Source organism: Streptomyces sp. NBC_01788, from assembly GCF_035917575.1.
Taxonomy (GTDB): domain Bacteria; phylum Actinomycetota; class Actinomycetes; order Streptomycetales; family Streptomycetaceae; genus Streptomyces.
Genome location: NZ_CP109090.1, coordinates 2,316,735 through 2,338,828, shown reverse-complemented (window position 1 = coordinate 2,338,828; position 22,094 = coordinate 2,316,735). Strand labels below are relative to the sequence as shown.

The window sequence follows — 22,094 nt, the reverse complement described above, 5'->3', positions numbered from 1 at the left end:
GCCGCGTCAGTTGAATTATGGTGATCAGGTGAGCGACCAGACGCAGGAACAGGGCACATCGGGGCCGCGGCGCGTGGTCGTCGCGGGTGCCGGCATGGCCGGTGTGCAGACCGCGGTCGCCCTGCGCGAGCAGGGCTTCACCGGCACCGTGACACTGATCGGCGCCGAACCCCACCAGCCCTACGACCGGCCCCCGCTGTCCAAGGCCGTCCTGCTCGGCAAGGCCGAGGGCTCCGCCTTCGACATCGACTTCGAGGCGCTAGGCCTCGAACTGCGGCTCGGCTGCGAGGCACTGGCCGTGCGGCCCGGCGCTCGCGTGCTGGAGAGCTCGGCCGGACCGGTGCCGTACGACGTCCTCGTCCTGGCCACCGGCGCCGAGCCGATCCGGCTGCCCGGCACGGAGGGCGTGCAGGGAGTCCACCTGCTGCGCACCCTGGACGACGCCGAACGGCTGCGGCCGGTGCTCACCGAGCAGCACGACATCGTGGTCGTGGGCGCGGGCTGGATCGGCGCCGAGTTCGCCACCGCCGCGCGCGAGGCGGGCTGCGCCGTGACCGTCGTGGAGGCCGCGGACCGCCCGCTCGCCGGGGCGCTGCCCGCGGAGGTGGCCGAGCCGATGACCGCCTGGTACGCCGACAGCGGCACCGAACTGCGCACCCACGCGCGCGTGGAGCGCGTCGAACCCGGAGCGGTCGTCCTCGACGACGGCTCTCGACTCCCCGCGGGCGCCGTCGTGGTCGGGGTCGGCGCGCGCCCCGCCACGGACTGGCTGGCCGGCTCCGGCATCGAGCTCGGCCCGCACGGGGACGTCCTGGCGGACGACCATCTGCGCACGTCCGTGCCGGACGTGTACGCGGTCGGCGACTGCGCCTCCTTCCCCTCGGGACGGTACGGCGAGCGCCTGCTGATCCACCACTGGGACAACGCGCTCCAGGGTCCGCGCACGGTCGCGGCCGACATCGTCGGCCTCACGCCCGTGGTCTACGACCCGGTGCCGTACTTCTGGTCCGAGCAGTTCGGGCGCTTCGTGCAGTACGCGGGACACCACACGTCGGCCGACGCCGTCGTCTGGCGCGGCGATCGCACCGGGCCGGCGTGGACGGTCTGCTGGCTCCGCGAGGGCCGGCTCGTCGCCCTGCTGGCCGTCGGCCGGCCGCGGGATCTGGCGCAGGGGCGGCGGCTGATCGAGTCCGGCACGCCCATGGATCCGCGGCTGCTGGCGGACCCGGCGAGGCCTCTGAAGGCGGCGACCGCGTGACGCACACGTCCCCGGGTGGACGGGCCTGGCTTCCGAGTGTCAGTGGCAGATGGCACGCTTGTGTCCGTGACCGAGATTGACACGAAGATCGACGCTCTCGTCCCTGACTGGCTCACCCTTCCCGACATCGCCGAACAGCTCGGCGTCGAGGTGACACGTGTGCGGCAGTTGGTCAAGGAGGGCCAGCTCATCGCCGTACGCCGGGGTGAGAACCGCGCGCTGCACGTCCCCGCCGCCTTCATCGACGGCGACAAGGTCGTCAAGGGCCTGTCCGGCACCCTGACGCTCCTGAGGGACGACGGCTTCACGGTCGAAGAGATGATCGAATGGATGTTCACCCCCGACCCGTCCCTGCCGGGCACCCCCGCCCAGGCCCTGAGTGAGAACCGTGGCACAGAGGTGAAGCGCCGCGCCCAGGCCCTCGCCGTCTGACCCGGCCGTTCCTCCACGCCCCCCGGCCGCGGCCCTCGCGGCCGGGCGGGCGGTGACCGCACCGGCCGGCCGGGAGGGGCGGATAGGGTCCGTCCGAGTGGCCGGACGAGCCACGGAACCGACGACTCGGGGGGACCCGCGTATGCCTGAGACCGCTGCCGTCGCCGATGCCGCAGCCGACGCCCGTGACCGGCTCGGTGCCGCGCGCCTGTACCTGTGCACGGACGCCCGCAGGCGGCAGGGAGACCTGGCCGGGTTCCTTGACGCGGTGCTGGCGGCGGGCGTCGACGTCGTGCAGTTGCGGGACAAGGGCATGGAGGCGGAGGAGGAGCTGCACCTGCTGGAGGTGTTCGCCGACGCGTGCGCCCGGCACGGGAAGCTGCTCGCGGTCAACGACCGGGCGGACGTCGCCCACGCGGCCCGCGCCGATGTGCTGCACCTGGGGCAGGGGGACCTTCCGGTGCCCGCCGCCCGCGCCGTCCTCGGCGACGGCGTCCTGATCGGCCGGTCCACGCACGCCGAGGACGAGGCCGCCGCCGCGGCCGCGCAGGACGGCGTGGACTACTTCTGCACCGGACCCTGCTGGCCCACGCCCACCAAGCCGGGGCGTCCCGCCCCCGGCCTCGACCTGGTCCGGTACACCGCCTCGCTGGGCACCGACCGGCCCTGGTTCGCCATCGGCGGCATCGACCTCGGCAACCTGGACCAGGTCCTGGAGGCCGGCGCCCGCCGTGTCGTCGTGGTCCGGGCGATCACCGAGGCCGACGACCCCGGAGCGGCGGCGGCCCAGTTCGCCGAGCGGCTGAGGCAGGCGGGGTAGGGGCCCGTCCCGGCCGGAGGCCGGCCGTCCCGGCGTCTCACTTTTCGGACAGCCGGCCGGGTCCGACCCGCTCATTTCCGGCCCCGCTGTCCGAAGGGTGGACAAGAAGCCGACAATCCAGGCAAATTTCCAGTGCTCGGTTGGGAGACCGCCGTGCCCTGGATAGCCTGCCAGTATGGCCCTCGGAACCGCATCCACCAGGACTGATCGCGCACGCACCGTGCGTGACATGCTCGCCACCGGCAAGAGCACCTACTCCTTCGAGTTCTGGGCGCCGAAGACGGCGAAGGGCGAGCGCAACCTGTGGAACGCGCTGCGCAGGGTCGAGGCCGTCGCCCCCGACTTCGTCTCGGTGACGTACGGTGCCGGCGGCTCCACCCGCGCGGGCACGGTCAAGGCGACCGAGCAGATCGTGTCCGACACGACGCTCACCCCGGTGGCGCACCTCACCGCCGTCAACCACTCCGTCGCCGAGCTGCGCAACATCATCGGCCAGTACGCCGACGCCGGGATCCGCAACATGCTCGCCGTGCGCGGCGACCCGCCCGGCGACCCGATGGCCGACTGGGTACCGCACCCCCGCGGGCTGACCTACGCCGCCGAACTCGTCCGGCTCATCAAGGAGTCGGGCGACTTCTGCGTCGGCGTGGCGGCCTTCCCGGAGATGCACCCGCGCTCCGCCGACTGGGACACCGACGTCGCGCACTTCGTCGACAAGTGCCGGGCGGGCGCCGACTACGCGATCACGCAGATGTTCTTCGAGCCGGAGTCGTACCTCCGCCTGCGCGACCGCGTCGCCGCCGCCGGTTGCGCGACACCCGTCATTCCCGAGATCATGCCGGTCACGAGCGTGAAGATGCTCGAGCGTCTGCCCCAACTCAGCAACGCCGCCATCCCGGACGACCTCAAAGAGCGGATCCGCGCGGCGGCGGACGATCCGGCGGCGGTACGCTCCCTTGGGATCGAGTTCGCCACCGAGTTCTGTGCCCGACTGCGGGCCGAGGGAGTGCCCGGGCTGCACTTCATCACGCTCAACAACTCCACGGCGACGCTGGAAATCTACGAGAACCTGGGTCTGCACCACCGGCCGCGGACCTAGACCGGCCGCACCCGCGTAGGACACACTGCGTAGCGGCCACTGGGAGAGGGGCGTACATGGGCTGGACGGTCCTCTACATCGCGTTCGGCATCGTCGCGCTGTGGCTGCTGGGCGAGGTGCTGCTGCAGTACAAGGCACGGTTGCGCTGGCGGCTGCTGGCCTTCGGCGGCTTCCTCGGTGTCGTCCTCGGGGTCCTGATCCCCTCCGTCATCGTGATCGGTGCCGGCGCGGCCGCCTTCGCGGTCGGCCAGACCTACGTGACGCTGTCCTTCCGGCGCGGCTTCGCGGAGGGCTGGGCGGTCAACCGCCCCGAGGCAGAGGGCGGCAAGCCGCGCCGCCGCGGCAAGGCCGAGTATCAGGACCCGGCCCTGGAGGTCTCCGGCCTCGAGGCGTCCGACGGCGACACCGGCACCATGCAGGCCCTGCACGGACACGAGGGTCAGCCCTACGGCCACGGCGACGACGACCACGACGACGTCTTCACCCCCGCCGCCCCCCACTCCCAGCTCCGTTCGGGCGAGGGGACCCCCGTCGCCGAGCCCGCGGCCGCCGAGGCCACCGCCGTGTACGAGCCGCAGCCCCTGCCCGACGAGACCGGCACCTACGGCGTGTACGGCGGCTCGGCCCACCAGGGCGGCACGCAGTCGCCCTACCCGGGGGGCGGCCAGACCCAGGACCAGTACGCGAGCGCGGCCCAGGGCGCCGACCAGAGCCACGCGTACGACTACTCCGGCTACGGGCAGCAGGGCTACGGCTACGACGCCTCCGGCCAGCAGCAGTACGCCGCCTACTCCGACCCGTACGCCGGCACCCAGACCTACGACGGCTCCTACGACACCGGCTATGCCCAGCAGGGGTACGGCCAGCAGGACTACGGCACCCAGGACGCCTACGCCGGCTACGGCGCGGAGACCCCGGCCGGCGGGGTCTGGGTCCCGCAGCAGCGCACCGACGAGTCCTACGGCGGCGAACTCCCGCCGGAGCAGCAGGCCTACCCGTACCAGGACGGCAACCAGGGGCAGCCGCAGCACGGCACGGGCTACGACGAGCAGTACCGTTTCTGAAAGTTCCCCGGCTCACTGGGAGCCGCGGAACTCCGGTCCCTCCACGATCAGTCCGGCCACCAGCGCCCCCGACATCCCGGCGTGCGGCAGCCCGCCCCCGGGATGCGACCAGCCGCCCACGGTGAACAAGCCCGCGAGCCCCGTGGTGTTCGCCGGGTGCAGCAGGCGCCCCCGGTCGGCCGCGAGCGCCGGTGCGGGGACGGCCCCGCCCTCCGCGCCCGTCACCCGGGCGATGTCGGCCGGGGTACGCACCTCGTGCCAGAGCAGGCGGTCGCGGAGGCCGGGTATCGCCCGCGAGGCGACGGCGATCATCCGGTCGGCCTGCGCCCGGAGGTCCGCCGAGGCGGACGCGGGGACCGTCGCCGTGAGCGTCACCGCCTCGTGCTCCGGGTCCGGAACCAGCGCCGGATCCCCGGGACGCGACACCGAGACGGTGGGCCGCTCGGGCAGCCCGGAGGCCGCGCCGAACAGCGCGTCGAGTTCGGCCGCGCGCTCCTCGGTGTGCACCACGGTCCGGTGGGCCGTCCCCTCCGGACGGCCGCCGCGCAGGGCCAGCAGCACGGTCAGACGGCTGGGCGCCCCGGGCTGCGGCGGCACCTCTCCCGCACCGCGCAGGGCCGTGCCCCGGACCATGCCGTCCAGCATTCGCGGCGGCACACCGGCGACCACGAACTCCGCCTCGGCCACGGTCCCGTCGGCGAGCTCCACGCCCGCCGCCCGGCCGTCCTTGTCGACGATTCCCCCGACCTCGGCGCCGAAGGTGAACTCGACCCGGCGGGCCAGGCACCGCTCGTACACCGCGCGCGCCAGCTCGCGCAGGCCGCCGCGCACGTACCAGGTGCCGAAGGCGTGGTCCAGGTAAGGCAGTACGGCCGCGCTCGCCGGAGCGGTCCGCGGATCGAGGCCGTACGCGAGCGCGTGGCTCTCCAGGAGGGCGGCGAGCCGCGGGTCGCGCAGCTCCCAGGCACCGACCTCGGCGAGCGTGCCGGCCCGGCGGGTGCGCAGCAGGCGCTTGTGCGGCACCGCCGGGTAGGGCTCGCGCTCGGCCAGCACCTGCCAGTTGGGCCACAGCGGCTCCTCCAGGAGCGGGCGGCGGGCGCGGTCCCAGGCCTCGCGGGCCCGCACCAGGAAGTCGCCCCAGCGCTGACCGGCGCCCGCGCCGAGGGCTTCGTCCAGAGCGGCGACGACGCCCGCGCGCGAGACGTTCGGCAGGGACACCTCGGTCCCGTCCGCGAAGACGTGCCGTGCGGACGGGTCCACCTGGACCAGCTCGACGCGGTCCTCCAGCGGCTCCTTGCCGGTCTTGACGAACAGATCGCGATGGACCGCGGGCAGCGGGAGCAGCCCGGGGCCGGTGTCGAAGGCGAAGCCGTCCCGCTCGAACCGGCGCAGCGCGCCGCCGTACGTGTCCGTACGCTCGTACACCGCCACCCGGTGGCCCGCGACGGCCAGCCGGGCGGCGGCCGCCATCGCGCCCATCCCGGCGCCGATCACCGCAATCCGTGCCATGTGCGCGACTTTATCGACCGCCACTGACAATCCCGGTCTCGGGGGCGCTGACCAGCGGTTTCCCAGCCGCGCGAGGGCACGGGCGCGCTCAGCCCGGCGGGGACCCCGCCTCGGCCGCGAGCCGGCGTTTCTCCTCCCGCCGCTGGGCCCTGCGGCGCAGGAAGCGCCGGATCCGGGAGACCAGGAAGGCGACGATCACGATCCCGGCCAGCAGCAGGACGCCCGCGATGATCGCCGCGGCCAGCGGATGGAAGATCGCGAAGGTGACGATTCCGGCCACGCCGAGGTCCTCGGCCAGGCTCACGACCATGTTGCTCACGGGCTCGGGCGAGGTGTTGACCGCCATGCGCGTCCCGGCCTTCACCAAGTGGCTGGCCAGTGCCGTACCGCCGCCGACCAGGCCCGCGGTGACGTCCGACAGCGAGCCGCTCTGCCCCGCGAGCAGCGCGCCGACCCAGGCACCGGCGACCGGGCGGATCACGGTGTGCGCCGTGTCCCACACCGAGTCCACGTAGGGGATCTTGTCGGCGACCGCCTCCAGCGCGAACAGCACGGCCGCCGCGATCAGCACCTCAGGCCGCTGCAGGGTGCCGGGGACGTCGTCGCTCAGTCCCGTCGCACCGAACACGCCGAGCAGCAGCACCACCGCGTACGCGTTGATGCCGCTGGCCCAGCCGCTTGTGAACACCATGGGGAGTACGGACACGGAGGCGATCGTAGCCAGCGGGCCGCGCGGAGTCCCGGGGGCGGGCACACAGGACTGAGTATCCGTACCTAGCAAGCGAGATGAGTACGCGCACGGATGTGACGCGACCCGTGCGCACGGAAGAGTCGGAGGCACGGGAAAGGGCACACCGGCACCGCCGACACGGGGCGGCGGAACGGCGTGGCCCTCGACCGGGAGACGCCGGTGCGTGGTGGCCCGCGGGGGACGCGGCCAGGGCGCGCCGGCGTCTCCCTGTGCGTGGACCGTGCCGGGCGGCCTTGGGAGGCCGCGGCCTCAGAGGCGTCCGCTGACCCGTCCCTGAAGGAGCCGGGACAGCGCCGCGTGCACGTCGTCCAGGGAACGCTGCGGCTGGAAGGACTTCCAGTCCAGCGCGGCCACCAGCACCATGCCGACCAGCGCCGCCGCGGTCAGCGGCACGTCGACGTCCTCGCTGAACTCCCCGTTCGCCACGCCGTCGCGCAGTACGCCCTCGACGACCGCGACCGCCTCCTGCCGCACCACCAGGAGCGTGGACTGCCAGGAACGGTTGGTGCGCCACAGCTCGGCCACGTAGAGCTGGGTGAAGGCCGGGTAGCGGTCGATGAAGACGAGCCCGGCGCGGACCATGGCGTCCAGGGCGTCGACCCGGCTGCCGCCCTCCCGCGCCGTACGGTCGGCCGCCTCGCGCAGAGAGGCGGTGAGCAGTCCCACGCCGTGCCGCAGCAGCTCCTCGAAGAGGACGGACTTGCTGGCGAAGTTGTAGTAGACGGTGCCCTTGGCGACCCCCGCCCGCTCGGCGATCTCGTCCACCGTGGTGGCGGAGAACCCCTGCTCGGCGATGAGGGTGACGGCGGCCTCGTAGAGCTTCTGCCGGGTGGCCTCGCGGCGGGTACGGCCGCCCGGCGTGGCGCTGCTGAGTTCCATGGCCCTGATTGTCACAGGCCGGCACCACGCCAAGGGCGCGGCAGGGGAGGCCCGCCGGCCGCGCCGCGGGCCCGGCGCATGGGCCTTCCCTCACCGACGGCCGAGGCGAAATGCCTGGTCGGGACGGATTGTCAGTGCCATACCGCACGATGGGCACATACGGCACCCGTGCCGTCACCCAGACGACAGGAGGTTCGTCATGGCCAACTCGTCCGCAGCCGCCGCCCGTCGGCACCGCGCCACCGGCCCTGCCCCCTCACTGACCGGCCCGGCGAGCGACGTGCACCCCGTTCCGCGCCGGGCCCCGGCCCCGCCCGCCGCCCTCGGCCTGCTCGCCCAGGCCCGCGAGGGCCTGGAGGAGGCCACCGCCCTCCGCACCCCGAACGAGCGGTACGCGACGGCCCACCTCGCCGCGCTGCGCACCGCGGCCGCCGTGCTCGCCGCGCGAGGGCGCCCGGATCCCGCCCCGCGCCGCCGGGCCCGCATCAGGAGCGCCTGGGAAGTGCTCCCCGAGATCGCGCCCGAACTCGCCGAGTGGAGCGCGCTGTTCGCCGCGGGCGCCGCGCGCCGCGCCCGCGCCGAGGCCGGGATCCGGGGCGCGGTCGGCCAACGGGACGCCGACGACCTGATACGGGACGTGGGGATGTTCATCCGCCTGGTCGAGCGCCTGCTCCTCCTCCAGCCGGTCCTTCCCCGCCCCGCCCCCCGGCGGGGCGGCGACGGCGGGGGCCGTGGAGCCGAGGGGCAGGTCGGGGGGTGGAGGCAATAGGGTGGAGGGCGCCTGAAGCCCTTCCAGTTCCGGTGTGCCGGGCGGGGAGGGGCAGCCCGATCGCTCCGCCGCGCAAGAGGCGGTGCCGCGCCGAGGAGTCAACCGTGTCGGACCCGATGCGCCCGCCCGCCTCCCACCACCACTCTCAACCCGCGTCGCTGCGCTCCGACCCCTCTCGTCCACGCGCCTCTCTCCGTACCGCCGTGGTCTGGGAGGTCCTGCACGACGCCCTCGACCACCGGGTCAAGGCCTCGGGCCGGGACTCCCTGGACGTCCTCGACACCGGCGGCGGCAGCGGCAACTTCGCCGTGCCCGCCGCCCGGCTCGGCCACCGGGTCACCGTCGTCGACCCCAGCCCCAACGCGCTGTTCGCACTGGAGCGCCGCGCCGCCGAGGCCGGTGTGGCCGAGCGGGTGCGGGGCGTCCAGGGCGACGCCCACGGCCTCTTCGACGTGGTCGAGCGCGGCGGCTACGACGCCGTGCTGTGCCACGGCGTCCTGGAGTACGTCGACGACCCGGCCGAGGGCGTGCGCAACGCGGTGGCCGCCCTGCGCTCCGAGGGCATCCTGAGTGTGCTCGCCGCCGGTCTCGGCGGCGCCGTGCTCGCGCGCGCCCTGGCAGGGCACTTCAAGGAGGCCCGGCAGGCACTCGACGACCCCGAGGGCCGCTGGGGCGAGGGCGACCCGATGCCGCGCCGCTTCACCGCCGAGCAGCTCACCGCGCTCGTCGAGGGCGCGGGCCTGCGGGTCGGCGCCGTGCACGGGGTGCGGATCTTCGCCGACCTGGTGCCCGGCGTGCTCGTGGACACCGAGCCCGGGGCGCTGGACGCCCTGCTGAAGCTGGAGGCGGCGGCGGCCGAGCGGCCCGCGTTCCACTCCGTGGCCACGCAGCTCCACGTACTCGGTGAGACCAGGGGCGCGGCGGAGGCCTGAGCCGCCCCGCGGTACGGGCCGCCCACCGGCGCGGCGGCCGGGCATGCAGTCCGCCACAGGCCGCCCGGACGCGGGCTCGGCGCCGTATGATCGAAGGAGACCGTCCGGCATGACGGCCTGCCCGCCGGGGAATGGAAGCCTCAGCGGACCGGGACCGACATGGCGGGTTCCGGTTGGCCAATTGGCGCAGAGGGGCGGGTTTCACGGGGGCGATTCCCGCCTATCCTTAAGGGACCCCCCGAGTCGCCCCGGCGACTGCACGATGAGGAGGACTCCGTGCCGCTCTCGGAGCACGAGCAGCGCATGCTCGAGCAGATGGAGCGAGCGCTGTACGCCGAAGATCCCAAGTTCGCGTCGGCGCTCGAGGGAAGCGGGCTGCGTACGTACACCCGGCGGCGGGTCTACCAGGCGGTCGTGGGCTTCCTCGTAGGTATCGCGCTCCTCATGGCAGGAATGGTCGTCCAGAAGCTCATCTGGGTCAGTGTGGTGGGCTTCCTGGTCATGCTGGGCTGTGCCGTACTGGTCGTGACCGGCTGGCGCAAGGCTCCCAAGCCGGGCGAGCAGGCCGCAGCAGGCGGTCCGCAGGCCCGCCGTCCGGCCCGTCAGAAGCGTTCCATGATGGACCGCATCGAGGAGCGCTGGCAGCGCCGCCGCGACGAGCAGGGCGGCCGCTAGCCCGCCGCACACCCACAGTTCCGACGTGAGGGGCTGACCACCGATGGTGGTCAGCCCCTCACGCGTGCGACTCCTCAGCCGGAGGCCTCGGCCTCGTCCCCCGGGTCCCGCCGTCCCGCCGACCCGCGCAGCGCCGCCCGGGCGCCGGCGACGCGGGCGGCGACACGGGACCGGAACGCGTTCCACCGGGCCGATGCCGCCCAGACCACGCGCACGGCCGAGCGTGGCGCCAGTGCGGCCCGCAGCCTGGTGCGGCGCGACGCCGTGTCCCGCAGGCCGGCGGTGACCCGCCGGGCGTCCTCGGCGAGCCCCGCCACCGGACGCGGGCGCGGCGCGTAGAGGACCTGCTCGACCGCGTCCGCCAGCCGGTGCGCCGAGGCCGCGGCCACCTCGTCGAGACGCCCGAGGCGGACGATCCGGGCGGCCGCCTTGCGCGGGGTGCGCGAATCGTCCGGCAGGATCCCGAAGTCCCAGGCGGTGTCGCCCAGTTCCTGCCAGACCGCCAGGATGTGCGACCCCGCGTCCGCCTCGCCGCGCCCGTGCGCGCCCAGCCGCACGGAGCGCATCCGCCGGCGCCACAGCAGCGGCGACAGCGGCAGGGCTACGACCAGCAGGCCGCCCAGCGTCCAGCCCAGCAGGGCGTGCCACCTCGGGCCGCCGCCCTCGACCGGCACGGCCTGCGCGGACGGGCCCCCGCACTCCTGGAGCTTCCGCAGCTCCGGCGGGCAGCTCTGGTCCACCGACGGCGCGGCGGAGGGCGCCGTGCTCGCGTCCTGGGACGGCGCCGACTGCTCCGGCAGGCTGGTGCCGGGCGTTTCCGGCTGGGTGTACGACGGCGTCGTGCCGCGTGTCGGGGTCGGCTCGAAGCGGGTCCAGCCGACGCCCTCGAAGTACAGCTCGGGCCAGGCGTGCGCGTCCTTCAGACCCACCGCCACGGTGCCGTCGCCCTGCGCGGCGCCCGGTGCGAAGCCCACCGCGACGCGGGCCGGTATGCCCAGCGTGCGGGCCATGGCGGCCATCGCGAAGGAGAAGTGCACGCAGAAGCCGCGCTTGTCCTCCAGGAACCGCGAGACGGCCTGCGGTCCGCTGCCCGCCTCGACCTGCGTGTCGTAACGGAAGCCGCCTTCGAGGGCGAACCAGTCCTGGAGCTCGACCGCCCGCTCGTAGTTGTTCGCCGCGCCCCGGGTGACCCGGCGGGCGGTGCTCGCGACGTCCGCCGGCAGCGACGGGGGCACCTTGGTGTACTCGCGCCTCAGTGCCGCCGGCGGCTCCGGCGCCTTGGCGAGCTGCTCGGCGGTCGGGCGCACCTGAAGGCTCTTCACCTCGTAGGTCAGCCCGCGCGTGGTCTGCCGGTGGTCGCCGACGAGGGTCATGCCGACGGGCTCGTAGCGCCAACTGCCCTTGACCCGCACGGCGGTCGGCGGATACGGCATCGGCAGCCAGTCCTGCGCGTACGACGTGGACGCCGAGATCGTCGTGGTGATCTCCGTGCGCTTGACGCCGCCGTCCAGGCCCAGGGGAGCGGGCAGCCGGTCGGGCACGCTCACGATGTGCCGCTGGGACGGCTTCCAGGCGGTGCCGTCGAAGTCGTCCAGGGACACGATCCGCAGGTACAGGTTCGAGGTGTCGGACGTGTCCGTGCGCAGGGTGATGACCGTATGGTCCTGGTCGACGTTCAGGTTGTCGCGCAGTGACACCAGCGGGTTCACCGCGGAGATCGTGCCGCCGTCCCCGCTGCCCGGGCCGACGCCGTTTCCGGCGCCGCCGAGCAGTCCGCCCCCCATCGCCGGCAGGGCGAGCGGCGCCACCAGGGCGATGCCGAGGGCGAGTGCGCCGATCCGGCGCCCGGTGCGCACCGGCGCGGTCGCGCCGCCCGCCTCGCGGACTCCCTCGCGCGGTGCCCCGGTGAACACCCGCCCCCACTGCGAGAGCCGGTCCCGGCCCTCGGCCAGCAGCAGCATCAGATAGCCGGCGGCCGCGACCAGGAACCACCACCAGCCGGTACCGCCGTCGGACAGGCCGGCGGCCACGGAGTACACGGCGAGCAGCGGCAGGCCCGCGGGGGCCGCGCTGCGGAACGTCACCGCGAGCGCGTCCACGATCAGTCCGATCACCAGGACGCCGGCGACGAGCATCAGGCGGATGCCGTCGGTCTGCGGCGCCGGGGTGGCGTACCGCCCGACGTCGTCCGCGCCCGCCCGCAGCAGTTCGGCCAGGTGCCGGAAGGCCTCGGGGCCGGGGACCAGCCCCGCGAAGGCGTGTGCCCGGGCGAAGACCAGGGTGAGCAGCATCAGCGTGGCCAGGGCCTGCGCCGCCACGGTCAGCGGCCGCGCCAGCGGTATCCGCCGGGCCACCGCGCCGACCCCCGACTGCACCGCCAGCATCAGGACGACCTGGAGGATCCACGAGGCGGGGGAGACCAGCGGCAGCAGCGAGCACGACGCCATCAACGTCGCCGCCGCCGCGCACAGCGCCAACCGCGTGCGCCCGCTCATGCCGACCCCTCCCCGCCGCAGGTGCCGCCCGCGGGCACGTCGTGCCGGCCCTGGTACCGGCTTGGTACCGCCCGGCTCGTCACGGCGTTCATGACCGTCCCCCGCCCAGTCCCGTTCCACCGGCCGCGCCCGCGCTCGTGCGCTCCCGGTCCGCCCGGCGCCACAGCTCGTCCAGGCGGGCGCCCCTGGGTACGGGCACGGCCGTCCAGCCCGCGTCGCGCAGCAGCCGGAGGCGGTCGTCGGTCTCGGACACGGGACCCGGTACGTCGCCCGGCTCCCGGGCCCAGGCCTCGCTGTCCAGGACGAAGGCGACCGCGCCGCCGCTGCGCTGCCGCATCCTGGCGGCGACCGCGGCCTGCGCCTCGTCGAGGTCGCCGAGGAAGGCCACCAGCAGTCCCTCGTTGCCGCCGCGCAGCACGTCGTAGGCGCGGGACAGGCCCGCCCCGTCGGAGTGGTCGATCACGGCCAGGGTGTCCATCATCAGCCCGGCCGCGTCCGCCGGCTCCTGGCCGGACCCCGCGAACCCGCCGCCGCCCTCGCCGGGCACGGAACTGCCGGTGTCGGTCAGCAGCCGCACCGAGAAGCCCCGCTCCAGCATGTGGACCAGGACCGACGCGGCGCCGGAGACGGCCCACTCGAAGGCCGCGTCGGGGCCCGCGCCCAGGTAGGCGAGCGCCCGGGTGTCGAGGAGCACCGTGCAGCGGGCGCGCTGCGGCTGTTCCTCGCGGCGCACCATCAGCTCGCCGTAGCGCGCGGTGGACCGCCAGTGCACGCGGCGCAGGTCGTCGCCGTAGCGGTAGCCGCGCGGGATGACGTCGTCCTCGCCGGCCAGGGCGAGCGAGCGCTGCCGCCCGTCGCCGTACCCGTTGGCGTCGCCGCTCAGGCGCACCGGGGGCAGCGGCTCAACCCGCGGGATCACGGTCAGGGTGTCGTGGGCGGAGAAGGAACGGGTCAGTTCGCACATCCCGAAGGGGTCGGTCAGCCGCAGTTGCAGCGGGCCCAGCGGATACCGTCCGCGCAGGTCGGAGCGGACCCGGTAGGACACCTCACGGCGGCCGCCCGGCTCGACCCGGTCGAGCACGAAACGGGGCCGCGGTCCGAGTACGTACGGCACCCGGTCCTGGAGCATCAGCAGGCCGGTGGGCAGCCGCGAGACATTGTCCATCCGCAGGTGCACCCGGGCCTCGCTGCCGGCGGGCACGCGCGCGGGGGACAGCCGGCGGCTGCCGGCGACCCGGTAACGCGTGCGCAGGAGCACCGTGACGCACACCAGCGGCAGCGCCGCCAGCAGCAGCCCGACCCGCAGCAGGTCGCCCTGGCCGAGGACGTAGGCGCAGATCGCGGCGGCGATGCCGGCGGCCAGGAAGGAACGCCCGCGGGTGGTCAGACCGGCCAGCGCGGTGCGGACGCCGCCCCGCTCCCCGTGGTCGTCCTCCGCGTGCGCCGTCCCCGCGTCCGTCATCACAGGCCCCGCGGGTGCCGCCGGTCGTACGCGGGCACGCCGCGGCCCAGGCCGAAGCCGCCGGACTGCTGGGGCGCCGCGGGCACCGGGGTGTGCTGGAGGATCTCCTGGACGACCTGCTCGGCGGTGCGCCGGTTGAGCTGGGCCTGGGCGGTGGGCAGCAGCCGGTGGGCCAGGACGGCCACGGCCAGTGCCTGCACGTCGTCGGGCAGCGCGTACTCCCGGCCGCTCAGCGCGGCGGACGCCTTCGCCGCGCGCAGCAGGTGCAGCGTCGCGCGCGGCGAGGCGCCGAGTCTGAGGTCGGGGTGGGTGCGGGTGGCGGAGACCAGGTCCACCGCGTACCGCCGGACCGTCTCGGCGACGTGCACCCCGCGCACGGCCTCGATCAGCTTCACGATCTCGTGCGCGTGCGCCACCGGCTGGAGGTCTTCCAGCGGGCTCACCCCGCCGTGCACGTCCAGCATCTGCAACTCGGCGTCCGGGCTCGGGTAACCGATGGACACCCGGGCCATGAAGCGGTCGCGCTGGGCCTCGGGCAGCGGGTAGGTGCCCTCCATCTCGACCGGGTTCTGGGTGGCCACCACCATGAACGGCGAGGGCAGTTCGTAGGTCTGCCCGTCGATGGTGACCTGCCGCTCCTCCAGGGACTCCAGCAGCGCCGACTGGGTCTTGGGCGAGGCCCGGTTGATCTCGTCGCCGATCACGATCTGCGCGAAGATGGCGCCCGGCTTGAACTCGAAGTCCCGGCGCTGCTGGTCCCAGATGGACACGCCGGTGATGTCCGACGGCAGCAGGTCGGGCGTGAACTGGATGCGCCGCACCGAACAGTCGATGGACCGCGCCAGCGCCTTGGCGAGCATCGTCTTGCCCACCCCCGGAACGTCCTCGATCAGAAGATGCCCCTCGGCGAGCAGCACGGTCAGTGAGAGCCGTACGACCTCGGGCTTGCCCTCGATCACTTCTTCCACGGAACGGCGGACCCGGTCCACGGTGGCGGCGAGATCACCCCCCACGCCCGGTTCCGCTCGAGCGGGGGCTCCCCCATGGCTCGCTCGATCGTCATAGGTCGTCACCCGGCGGCCCTCCTCGGCCCTTCCCCGCGCTCGTCGGCGAGCGGGGGATACCCCAAATTTCCGGGCCGACGCTCTGCTGTGCGGACCGGCCCACCCCGAATCAGGCACCACGCGCGAAGGATCGCGCGTGAGGCCACCCCCGCATTCTTGCCGCCGTTACCGATTCGTGTCACTCGCCTGTGGACAACTGGCCGCGATATGTCGGTGCTTGCGGCTTTCGCTGGTGACGGCGGCATACCGCGCACCGGACCGACGGCCCGGCGCGCGTGCGGCGGTCAGGCGGGGTCGATCTCGCGCAGCCGGCCCGTCCTGACGTCGAAGACGAAACCGCGCACGTCGTCGGTGTGCACCAGGAACGGCGAGGTGCGCACGCGCTGCATCGACTGCCGCACGTCCTGGTCGACGTCCCGGAAGGCCTCCACGGCCCAGGCCGGACGCTGCCCGACCTCCATCTCCAGCTCGTGCCGGAACTCCTCGGTGAGGGACTCCAGGCCGCAGTTGGTGTGGTGGATCAGCACGACGCTGCGGGTGCCCAGGGCCCGCTGGCTGATGGTGAGGGAGCGGATGACGTCGTCGGTGACCACGCCGCCCGCGTTGCGGATGGTGTGACAGTCGCCGAGTTCCAGGCCGAGCGCGGCGTGCAGGTCGAGACGGGCGTCCATGCAGGCCACGACCGCGACCCTCAGCACGGGCCGGGCGTCCATCCCCGGATCGGTGAACGCGGCGGCGTACTGCTGGTTCGCCTCCGCGAGACGGTCGGTGACAGTGCCACGACGGTCTATGGCGCCCTCGGACCCGGCAGGAACTGATGCAGAAGTCGTCATACTCATGACGTTAGTGGGCGCCGGGGCCCGGGTCCTGTCGTGAGACGGTACAAAGAACCCCGTCATGGCTTGTTGTGAGGGACCCCACACCCAGGGCGAACCCGCACCCGTCCGAGTGAATTTTCGTCCCGCGGTGCCGCCGCTGCTCCGACGGGCGACGCGCAGGCCGGTTGATTGACCGCGAGACAGGGTGCACTAAAGTGACGCGAAGCGGGAGGCGTGGCCCTCCCCGCTGTACTGCATTCCCCACAGGCCCCGGCCGACGCGCCGGCGGTCTCCCCACGTGCGCGGCGCGTACGTACGGCTCGGCCTCCTCCCGCTTCCGGTCGGCTGACGCTTCCGGCGCCGGCAGGCCCTTTTCTTTACCGAGCGGTCGGCGATCCGGCGGTGCGTGCGGGACGCGCCGGACTGAGAGGGCTCCTTGACCGACAGCCGACACGTCCCCGTGATGCTCCAGCGGTGCCTGGACCTGCTGGCGCCCGCCCTGGAGCGGCCGGGAGCGGTGGTCGTCGACTGCACACTCGGCCTCGGCGGACACAGCGAGGCGCTGCTCACCCGCTTCCCCGAGGCGCGGCTGGTGGCCCTCGACCGGGACAAGGAGGCCCTGCGCCTGTCCGGGGAGCGCCTGGCACCCTTCGGCGACCGGGCCACCCTGGTGCACGCCGTCTACGACGAGCTGCCCGACGTGCTCGACCGCCTGGGCGTGCCGCGGGTACAGGGCGTCCTGTTCGACCTCGGGGTGTCCTCGATGCAGCTCGACGAGGCCGACCGCGGCTTCGCCTACGCGCAGGACGCGCCCCTGGACATGCGCATGGACCAGAGCACCGGGATCAGCGCCGCCGAGGTCCTCAACACCTACCCGCCCGGCGAGCTGGTCCGCCTGCTGCGGGCGTACGGCGAGGAGAAGCAGGCCAAGCGGATCGTGGCCGCCGTCGTGCGCGAGCGCGAGAAGGAGCCGTTCACCAACAGCGCCCGGCTGGTGGAGCTGATCCGCGACGCGCTGCCGCAGGCCGCCAAGCGCACCGGCGGCAACCCGGCCAAGCGCACCTTCCAGGCGCTGCGGATCGAGGTCAACGGCGAGCTCGCCGTGCTGGAGCGGGCGATCCCGGCCGCGGTGAAGGCGCTGGACGTCGGCGGGCGGATCGCCGTGCTGTCGTACCACTCCCTGGAGGACCGCCTGGTCAAGCAGGTGTTCGCGGCCGGTGCGGCGTCGACCGCGCCCCCGGGGCTCCCGGTCGTGCCCGAGCGCTACCAGCCCCGGCTCAAGCTGCTCACCCGCGGTGCCGAACTTCCCACCGAGGAGGAGATCGCCGAGAACCGGCGGGCGGCGCCGGCCCGGCTGCGCGGCGCCGAGCGCGTCAGGAAGGACGTCGAGTGAGCCAGGGGGAGCAGTGAGCAGGAAACCCGAACTGAGAGGCCGGGCCGCCCGGCTCGCCCGGCTCTTCCCGGCGGGCCGGGGGCAGGCCGCCCGCACCCCGTTCGTCCTCCTCGTCGTGCTGCTGCTCGGCGGTGGCCTCATCGGGCTGCTGATGCTGAACTCCGCGCTCAGCGAGGGCGCGTTCCAGCGGGAGGGGCTCCAGAAGGACACCAAGAACCTCACCGACGAGGAGCAGGCCCTCCAGCGGGACATCGACTCCTACTCCGCCCCGGACGCCCTCCAGCTCCGCGCCCGGCAACTGGGCATGGTGCCCGGCGGCGACCCGGCCTTCCTGAACGCCGACGGAACCGTCAAGGGCGTCCCCTCGGCCGCCCCGGAGCCGCCTCCCGCGGAGGAGACGCCGCTGTCGCTGCTGCCGCCCGAGGCGCTCACCCCCTCGCCGTCCACCGCGGACGCCACGGCCCCGGCAACCACGGACACCGCACCCTCCACCACGAACGCGGTACTCCCCACCACGAACGCGGCGCCGCCACCCGCCCAGGGCCCCGTCCCGGCCCTGGGCGGCACCACGCCCGCCGCCCCGGCCACGACCCCGGCCCCCGGCAGGTGACGGCCGTGCCCGCCGGCGAACCGCCCCGCCGCCCGCCGCCCGGCCTGCCCGGGCCCGCCGGGCCGGGGGCCCCGTTGTGTTCGGCCTCCGGGGGAGCAGTACGCCCCGTTCCGGCGGTCACGGCCGTGCCCCGACTCGCTCCGGTCTCGCCGGTCGTGTCCGCGACGGAACCGCCGCGTCGCCGGGTGTCCGGTCCGGCCGGGCCCGCTGCGCCGGGCGTCCGGCCGTGTGCGGCTTCCGGGGTTGTCCTGTCCGCCGCCCCGGCGCTCCGGGGTGCGGCCCGGCCCGCTCACGTCTCGACGGACGTGGCCTGGAGGAAGTCGTCGCGGCGTCCGGTGGGCGCCGTTGTGTTCCGGTTCGTTTCGATTTCGACTCTCGGCAGGTGACGGAAGTGTCCGACAGGGAACCGCCGCGTCGCCGGGTGCCCGGACCCGCCGGGCCGGCGCGGCCGGCCGCCCGGCAGCGCCCCGGCCCCGGCCCCGGTGCCCGGCCGGCCCGCCGTCCGGCCCCGGCCCGCCCCCAGGCCGCGCGCATCCGGCTCGGCAGCCCCCGCCCGCGGTTGCGCCTGGTCACTCTGGCGCTGACCCTGGTGCTGCTCGTCTTCGCCGTACGGCTGCTGCAGGTGCAGGCCTTCGACGCGAGCGCGTACGCCGCCAAGGCCGAGGAGAACCGGTACGTGGTGCACACCCTGGCCGCCGAGCGGGGCCGCATCACCGACCGCAACGGCGTCGACCTGGCGACCAGCGTGGACGCCGACGACATCACCGCCGACCCCACCATGTTCACCCGCGCCCAGCTCGGCATCGGCGACGGCCCCGAGCAGGCGGCCGCGCTGCTCGCCCCGATCCTCGGCCAGGACCAGGCGGCCCTCGCCGCCAGGCTCCGCACGCCGAACACCCGCTACGTCCTGCTCGCCCGCCGCGAGACCCCGCAGGTCTGGAAGCAGATCAAGGACCTGAAGACGGCCCTAGTGAAGAAGGCCCAGAAGGACAAGGCCACCGTCAACGTGCTCGCCGGCGTCTTCTCCGACCCCAGCAGCAAGCGGGTCTATCCCAACGGCGACCTCGCCGCCGGGATACTGGGCTGGGTCAACGCCGAGGGCAAGGGCGGCGGCGGTGTGGAGCAGCAGCTGAACGAGCAGCTGGCCGGCAAGCCCGGCAAGATCCGCTACGCCCAGTCCGGCGGCCGCGAGGTGCCCACCGCGGGCTCCACCGAGACCCGCGCGGTGCCCGGCTCCGACACCGAGCTCACCATCGACCGCGACATCCAGTGGGCCGCCCAGAACGCCATCGCCGAGCAGGTGGCGAAGTCCGGGGCGGACCGCGGCTACGTCATCGTCCAGGACACCCGCACCGGCGAGATCCTTGCCATGGCCAACTCCCCGGGCTTCGACCCGGGCGACCTGGCCCACGCCAACCCGTCCGCGCTGGGCAACGCCGCCCTCCAGGACGCCTACGAGCCCGGCTCCACCGCCAAGGTCATGTCCATGGCCGCCGTACTGGAGGAGAACGCGGCGACTCCGCTCACCCACGTCGTCGTGCCCAACCGGCTGCACCGCGGCGACCGTCTCTTCCAGGACGACGTCGACCACGCCACCTGGTACCTCACCCTGAACGGAGTGCTCGCCAAGTCCAGCAACATCGGCACCATCCTGGCCACCGGCCAGCTCGGCGGGACGCAGCCGGAGGCCAACAAGGTCCTCTACTCCTATCTGCGCAAGTTCGGCATCGGCGAGCCGACCGGACTCGGCTTCCCCGGCGAGACCAGGGGCATCCTCGCTCCGCCCGACAAGTGGTCCACGTCGCAGCAGTTCACGATCCCGTTCGGCCAGGGCTTCGCCATCAACGCCGTACAGGCGGCCTCCGTCTACTCCACGATCGCCAACGGCGGAGTGCGGGTGCAGCCGACGCTGGTGCGCGGGACCAAGGGCGCCGACGGCCGCTTCACGCCGGCCGCCAAGCCGGAGAGCACACGGGTCGTGAGCGCCAGGACGGCGAAGACGCTCGCGCAGATGCTGGAGTCCGTGGTGGACGACGAGCAGGGCACCGGCGTCAAGGCGCGCATCCCCGGCTACCGGGTGGCGGGCAAGACCGGCACGGCCAACCGCGTGGATCCGGACACCGGCAGATACCACGGCTACACCTCCTCCTTCGCCGGGTTCGCGCCCGCCGACAACCCGCGCGTCACTGTCTACTGCGCGATCCAGAACGCCACCAAGGGCAGCTACTTCGGCGGCCAGATCTGCGGCCCGATCTACAAGGAGGTCATGGAGTTCGCGCTGAAGACGCTCCAGGTGCCGCCGACCGGCGCGCAGGCCGCGAACCTGCCCGTCGACTTCAAGCCGTGACCGGAACAGAACGACCAGGAACCAGCCCGTGACAACGATCACTCCCGGCCCCGGGAAACGCCCGTCGCCCCGGCCCTCGTCCGCTCCGGACGGGGCTGCGCGCGATCCCCTTTTTAGCCCGACGGCGGGTACGCCCGGTACGCTCACCGCCGTGCCACACGCTGATCAGTCCCAAACCACCCAGAAGGGCGCTTCCGTGACATATCCGGGACCGCCGCGACCGGCTCGGGTCTCCGCCGCCCCCCTCGCGGAGCTCGCCGATCAGCTGGGGGTCACCGCTCCGGACGGCGCCGCCGAGGTCATGGGCATCACCCACGACTCGCGCGCCGTGCGCCCCGGCGACCTGTACGCGGCCCTGCCCGGCGCCCGCACCCACGGCGCCGACTTCGTCACCCAGGCGGCGAGCCTGGGCGCGGTCGCCGTGCTCACCGACCCGTCCGGCGTCGAGCGCGCCGCCGCCACCGGCCTGCCGGTCCTGGCCGTGGACGACCCACGCGGGCGGATGGGCGAGCTGGCGGCCACGATCTACGGCCGGCCAGGGCGCGACCTGCTCCAGATCGGCATCACCGGCACCTCCGGCAAGACCACCACCGCCTACCTCGTCGAGGGCGGCCTGCGGACCGTGAAGTCCACCGGACTGATCGGCACCGTCGAGATGCGCATCGGTGACGAGCGCATCAAGTCCGAGCGCACCACCCCCGAGGCCACCGACCTCCAGGCCCTGTTCGCGGTGATGCGTGAGCGCGGGGTCGAGGCGGTCGCCATGGAGGTCTCCAGCCACGCCCTGGTGCTCGGCCGCGTCGACGGCTGCGTCTTCGACATCGCTGTCTTCACCAACCTCAGCCCGGAGCACATGGAGTTCCACTCCGGCATGGAGGACTACTTCCAGGCCAAGGCGCAGCTGTTCACGCCGGAGCGCAGCAGGCTCGGCGTGGTCAACATCGACGACGAGTACGGGCGCCGGCTGATCAGGGAGGCCACGGTCCCGGTCGTCACCTACTCCGCCGAGGGCCACCCCGACGCCGACTGGCGCGCCGAGGACGTCCAGATCGGCCCGGTCGACTCCGCCTTCACCGTGGTCGGTCCCGAGGGCCGGCGGATCGCCGCCAGATCGCCGCTGCCGGGCCCGTTCAACGTCGCCAACACGCTGGCCGCCGTGGTCGCCCTGGCCGCCGCGGGCCTCGATGCGCAGTCCGCCGCCGACGGCATCGCAGCCGTTCCGGGCGTACCGGGCCGTCTGGAGCGCGTCGACGTCGGCCAGCCGTACCTCGCGGTCGTCGACTACGCGCACAAGACGGACGCCGTGGAGTCTGTCCTCAAGGCGCTGCGCAAGGTCACCAAGGGACGGCTGCACATCGTGCTCGGCTGCGGCGGGGACCGCGACCAGACCAAACGCGCGCCGATGGGCGCCGCCGCGGCCCGGCTCGCCGACATCGTCGTGCTGACCTCCGACAACCCCCGCTCCGAGGATCCCCTGGCGATCCTCGCCACCATGCTCGAGGGCGCGGCCTCGGTGCCCGCGCACGAGCGCGGCGAGGTCCTCCTCTTCGAGGAGCGGGCCGCCGCGATCGCCGCCGCCGTCGACCGCGCGCAGCCCGGGGACACCGTGCTGGTCGCGGGCAAGGGCCATGAACAGGGCCAGGACATCGCCGGAGTGGTCCGTCCCTTCGACGACCGCCAGGTGCTTCGCGAAGCTATCCAGAAGACCCAGGGATGA

19 protein-coding genes are annotated in these 22,094 nt (G+C 73.9%); 12 read left to right on the top strand and 7 right to left on the bottom strand.

Translation table 11 applies throughout. The features are described from left to right. Nucleotides 1–28: 28 nt before the first annotated feature. From OIE49_RS10785 to OIE49_RS10765, 5 genes are all read left to right on the top strand, one after another. Nucleotides 29–1,258, top strand: coding sequence for an NAD(P)/FAD-dependent oxidoreductase (locus tag OIE49_RS10785; protein ID WP_326802130.1), 1,230 nt, complete (start codon nt 29–31; stop codon nt 1,256–1,258). A gap of 66 nt (nt 1,259–1,324) precedes the next feature. After that, nucleotides 1,325–1,690: an Rv2175c family DNA-binding protein gene (locus OIE49_RS10780; RefSeq protein ID WP_326802129.1), complete on the top strand. Its 366-nt coding sequence runs from the start codon at nt 1,325–1,327 to the stop codon at nt 1,688–1,690. Between the two features lie 142 nt (nt 1,691–1,832). Then, nucleotides 1,833–2,510: a thiamine phosphate synthase gene (thiE, locus tag OIE49_RS10775; RefSeq protein WP_326802128.1), complete on the top strand. Its 678-nt coding sequence runs from the start codon at nt 1,833–1,835 to the stop codon at nt 2,508–2,510. Between the two features lie 175 nt (nt 2,511–2,685). Then, nucleotides 2,686–3,609, top strand: a complete 924-nt coding sequence (metF, locus tag OIE49_RS10770; RefSeq protein ID WP_100572336.1) for a methylenetetrahydrofolate reductase [NAD(P)H] — start codon at nt 2,686–2,688, stop codon at nt 3,607–3,609. 56 nt (nt 3,610–3,665) lie between these two features. Then, complete coding sequence (locus tag OIE49_RS10765; RefSeq protein WP_326802127.1) at nt 3,666–4,673, top strand: SCO2102 family sporulation regulator; 1,008 nt, start codon at nt 3,666–3,668, stop codon at nt 4,671–4,673. A gap of 12 nt (nt 4,674–4,685) precedes the next feature. Here the strand turns inward: OIE49_RS10765 and OIE49_RS10760 are convergent, their stop codons facing one another. The 3 genes from OIE49_RS10760 to OIE49_RS10750 all read right to left on the bottom strand — a co-directional run bounded on the left by OIE49_RS10760 (nt 4,686) and on the right by OIE49_RS10750 (nt 7,812). Further along, complete coding sequence (locus OIE49_RS10760) at nt 4,686–6,182, bottom strand: phytoene desaturase family protein (RefSeq protein WP_326802126.1); 1,497 nt, start codon at nt 6,180–6,182, stop codon at nt 4,686–4,688. Between the two features lie 88 nt (nt 6,183–6,270). After that, nucleotides 6,271–6,888: a DUF4126 domain-containing protein gene (locus OIE49_RS10755; RefSeq protein WP_100572339.1), complete on the bottom strand. Its 618-nt coding sequence runs from the start codon at nt 6,886–6,888 to the stop codon at nt 6,271–6,273. A gap of 294 nt (nt 6,889–7,182) precedes the next feature. Next, complete coding sequence (locus OIE49_RS10750; protein ID WP_100572340.1) at nt 7,183–7,812, bottom strand: TetR/AcrR family transcriptional regulator; 630 nt, start codon at nt 7,810–7,812, stop codon at nt 7,183–7,185. A 199-nt stretch (nt 7,813–8,011) separates the two neighbouring features. On the opposite strand from OIE49_RS10750, the gene OIE49_RS10745 reads away from it, so the two are divergent. The 3 genes from OIE49_RS10745 (at nt 8,012) to OIE49_RS10735 (ending at nt 10,188) form a co-directional block, all read left to right on the top strand. Next, nucleotides 8,012–8,581, top strand: a complete 570-nt coding sequence (locus OIE49_RS10745) for an SAV_6107 family HEPN domain-containing protein (RefSeq protein WP_326802125.1) — start codon at nt 8,012–8,014, stop codon at nt 8,579–8,581. Nucleotides 8,582–8,685: 104 nt separating this feature from the next. Then, nucleotides 8,686–9,513, top strand: coding sequence for a class I SAM-dependent methyltransferase (locus tag OIE49_RS10740; protein ID WP_199836874.1), 828 nt, complete (start codon nt 8,686–8,688; stop codon nt 9,511–9,513). A gap of 276 nt (nt 9,514–9,789) precedes the next feature. Further along, nucleotides 9,790–10,188: a DUF3040 domain-containing protein gene (locus OIE49_RS10735; protein ID WP_326802124.1), complete on the top strand. Its 399-nt coding sequence runs from the start codon at nt 9,790–9,792 to the stop codon at nt 10,186–10,188. A gap of 74 nt (nt 10,189–10,262) precedes the next feature. On the opposite strand, the gene OIE49_RS10730 is transcribed toward OIE49_RS10735, so the two are convergent. From OIE49_RS10730 to OIE49_RS10715, 4 genes are all read right to left on the bottom strand, one after another. After that, nucleotides 10,263–12,683 carry a transglutaminase TgpA family protein gene (locus tag OIE49_RS10730; RefSeq protein ID WP_326802123.1) on the bottom strand — a complete coding sequence of 807 codons (2,421 nt, stop codon included), beginning with the start codon at nt 12,681–12,683 and terminating at the stop codon, nt 10,263–10,265. Between the two features lie 88 nt (nt 12,684–12,771). Beyond that, the gene (locus tag OIE49_RS10725) at nt 12,772–14,145 is read right to left on the bottom strand and encodes a DUF58 domain-containing protein (protein WP_326802122.1); all 1,374 of its coding nucleotides are present in this window, start codon (nt 14,143–14,145) and stop codon (nt 12,772–12,774) included. Beyond that, nucleotides 14,145–15,218, bottom strand: a complete 1,074-nt coding sequence (locus OIE49_RS10720; protein ID WP_401739477.1) for an AAA family ATPase — start codon at nt 15,216–15,218, stop codon at nt 14,145–14,147. The genes OIE49_RS10725 and OIE49_RS10720 overlap by 1 nt, the downstream gene beginning before the upstream one ends. 275 nt (nt 15,219–15,493) lie before the next feature. After that, nucleotides 15,494–16,042: a beta-class carbonic anhydrase gene (locus OIE49_RS10715; protein ID WP_100572346.1), complete on the bottom strand. Its 549-nt coding sequence runs from the start codon at nt 16,040–16,042 to the stop codon at nt 15,494–15,496. Between the two features lie 421 nt (nt 16,043–16,463). Between OIE49_RS10715 and rsmH the strand changes: the two genes are divergently transcribed. The 4 genes from rsmH to OIE49_RS10695 all read left to right on the top strand — a co-directional run bounded on the left by rsmH (nt 16,464) and on the right by OIE49_RS10695 (nt 22,094). Beyond that, nucleotides 16,464–17,420 (top strand): 16S rRNA (cytosine(1402)-N(4))-methyltransferase RsmH, encoded by a 957-nt coding sequence (rsmH, locus tag OIE49_RS10710; RefSeq protein WP_326802120.1) that lies wholly within the window; start codon nt 16,464–16,466, stop codon nt 17,418–17,420. A gap of 13 nt (nt 17,421–17,433) precedes the next feature. Further along, entirely contained in the window at nt 17,434–18,030 is a 597-nt protein-coding gene (locus tag OIE49_RS10705) for a septum formation initiator family protein (protein WP_326802119.1), read from the top strand. Nucleotides 18,031–18,421: 391 nt separating this feature from the next. After that, the gene (locus tag OIE49_RS10700; protein ID WP_326802118.1) at nt 18,422–20,377 is read left to right on the top strand and encodes a peptidoglycan D,D-transpeptidase FtsI family protein; all 1,956 of its coding nucleotides are present in this window, start codon (nt 18,422–18,424) and stop codon (nt 20,375–20,377) included. 196 nt (nt 20,378–20,573) lie between these two features. Beyond that, nucleotides 20,574–22,094, top strand: coding sequence for a UDP-N-acetylmuramoyl-L-alanyl-D-glutamate--2,6-diaminopimelate ligase (locus tag OIE49_RS10695; RefSeq protein ID WP_326802117.1), 1,521 nt, complete (start codon nt 20,574–20,576; stop codon nt 22,092–22,094).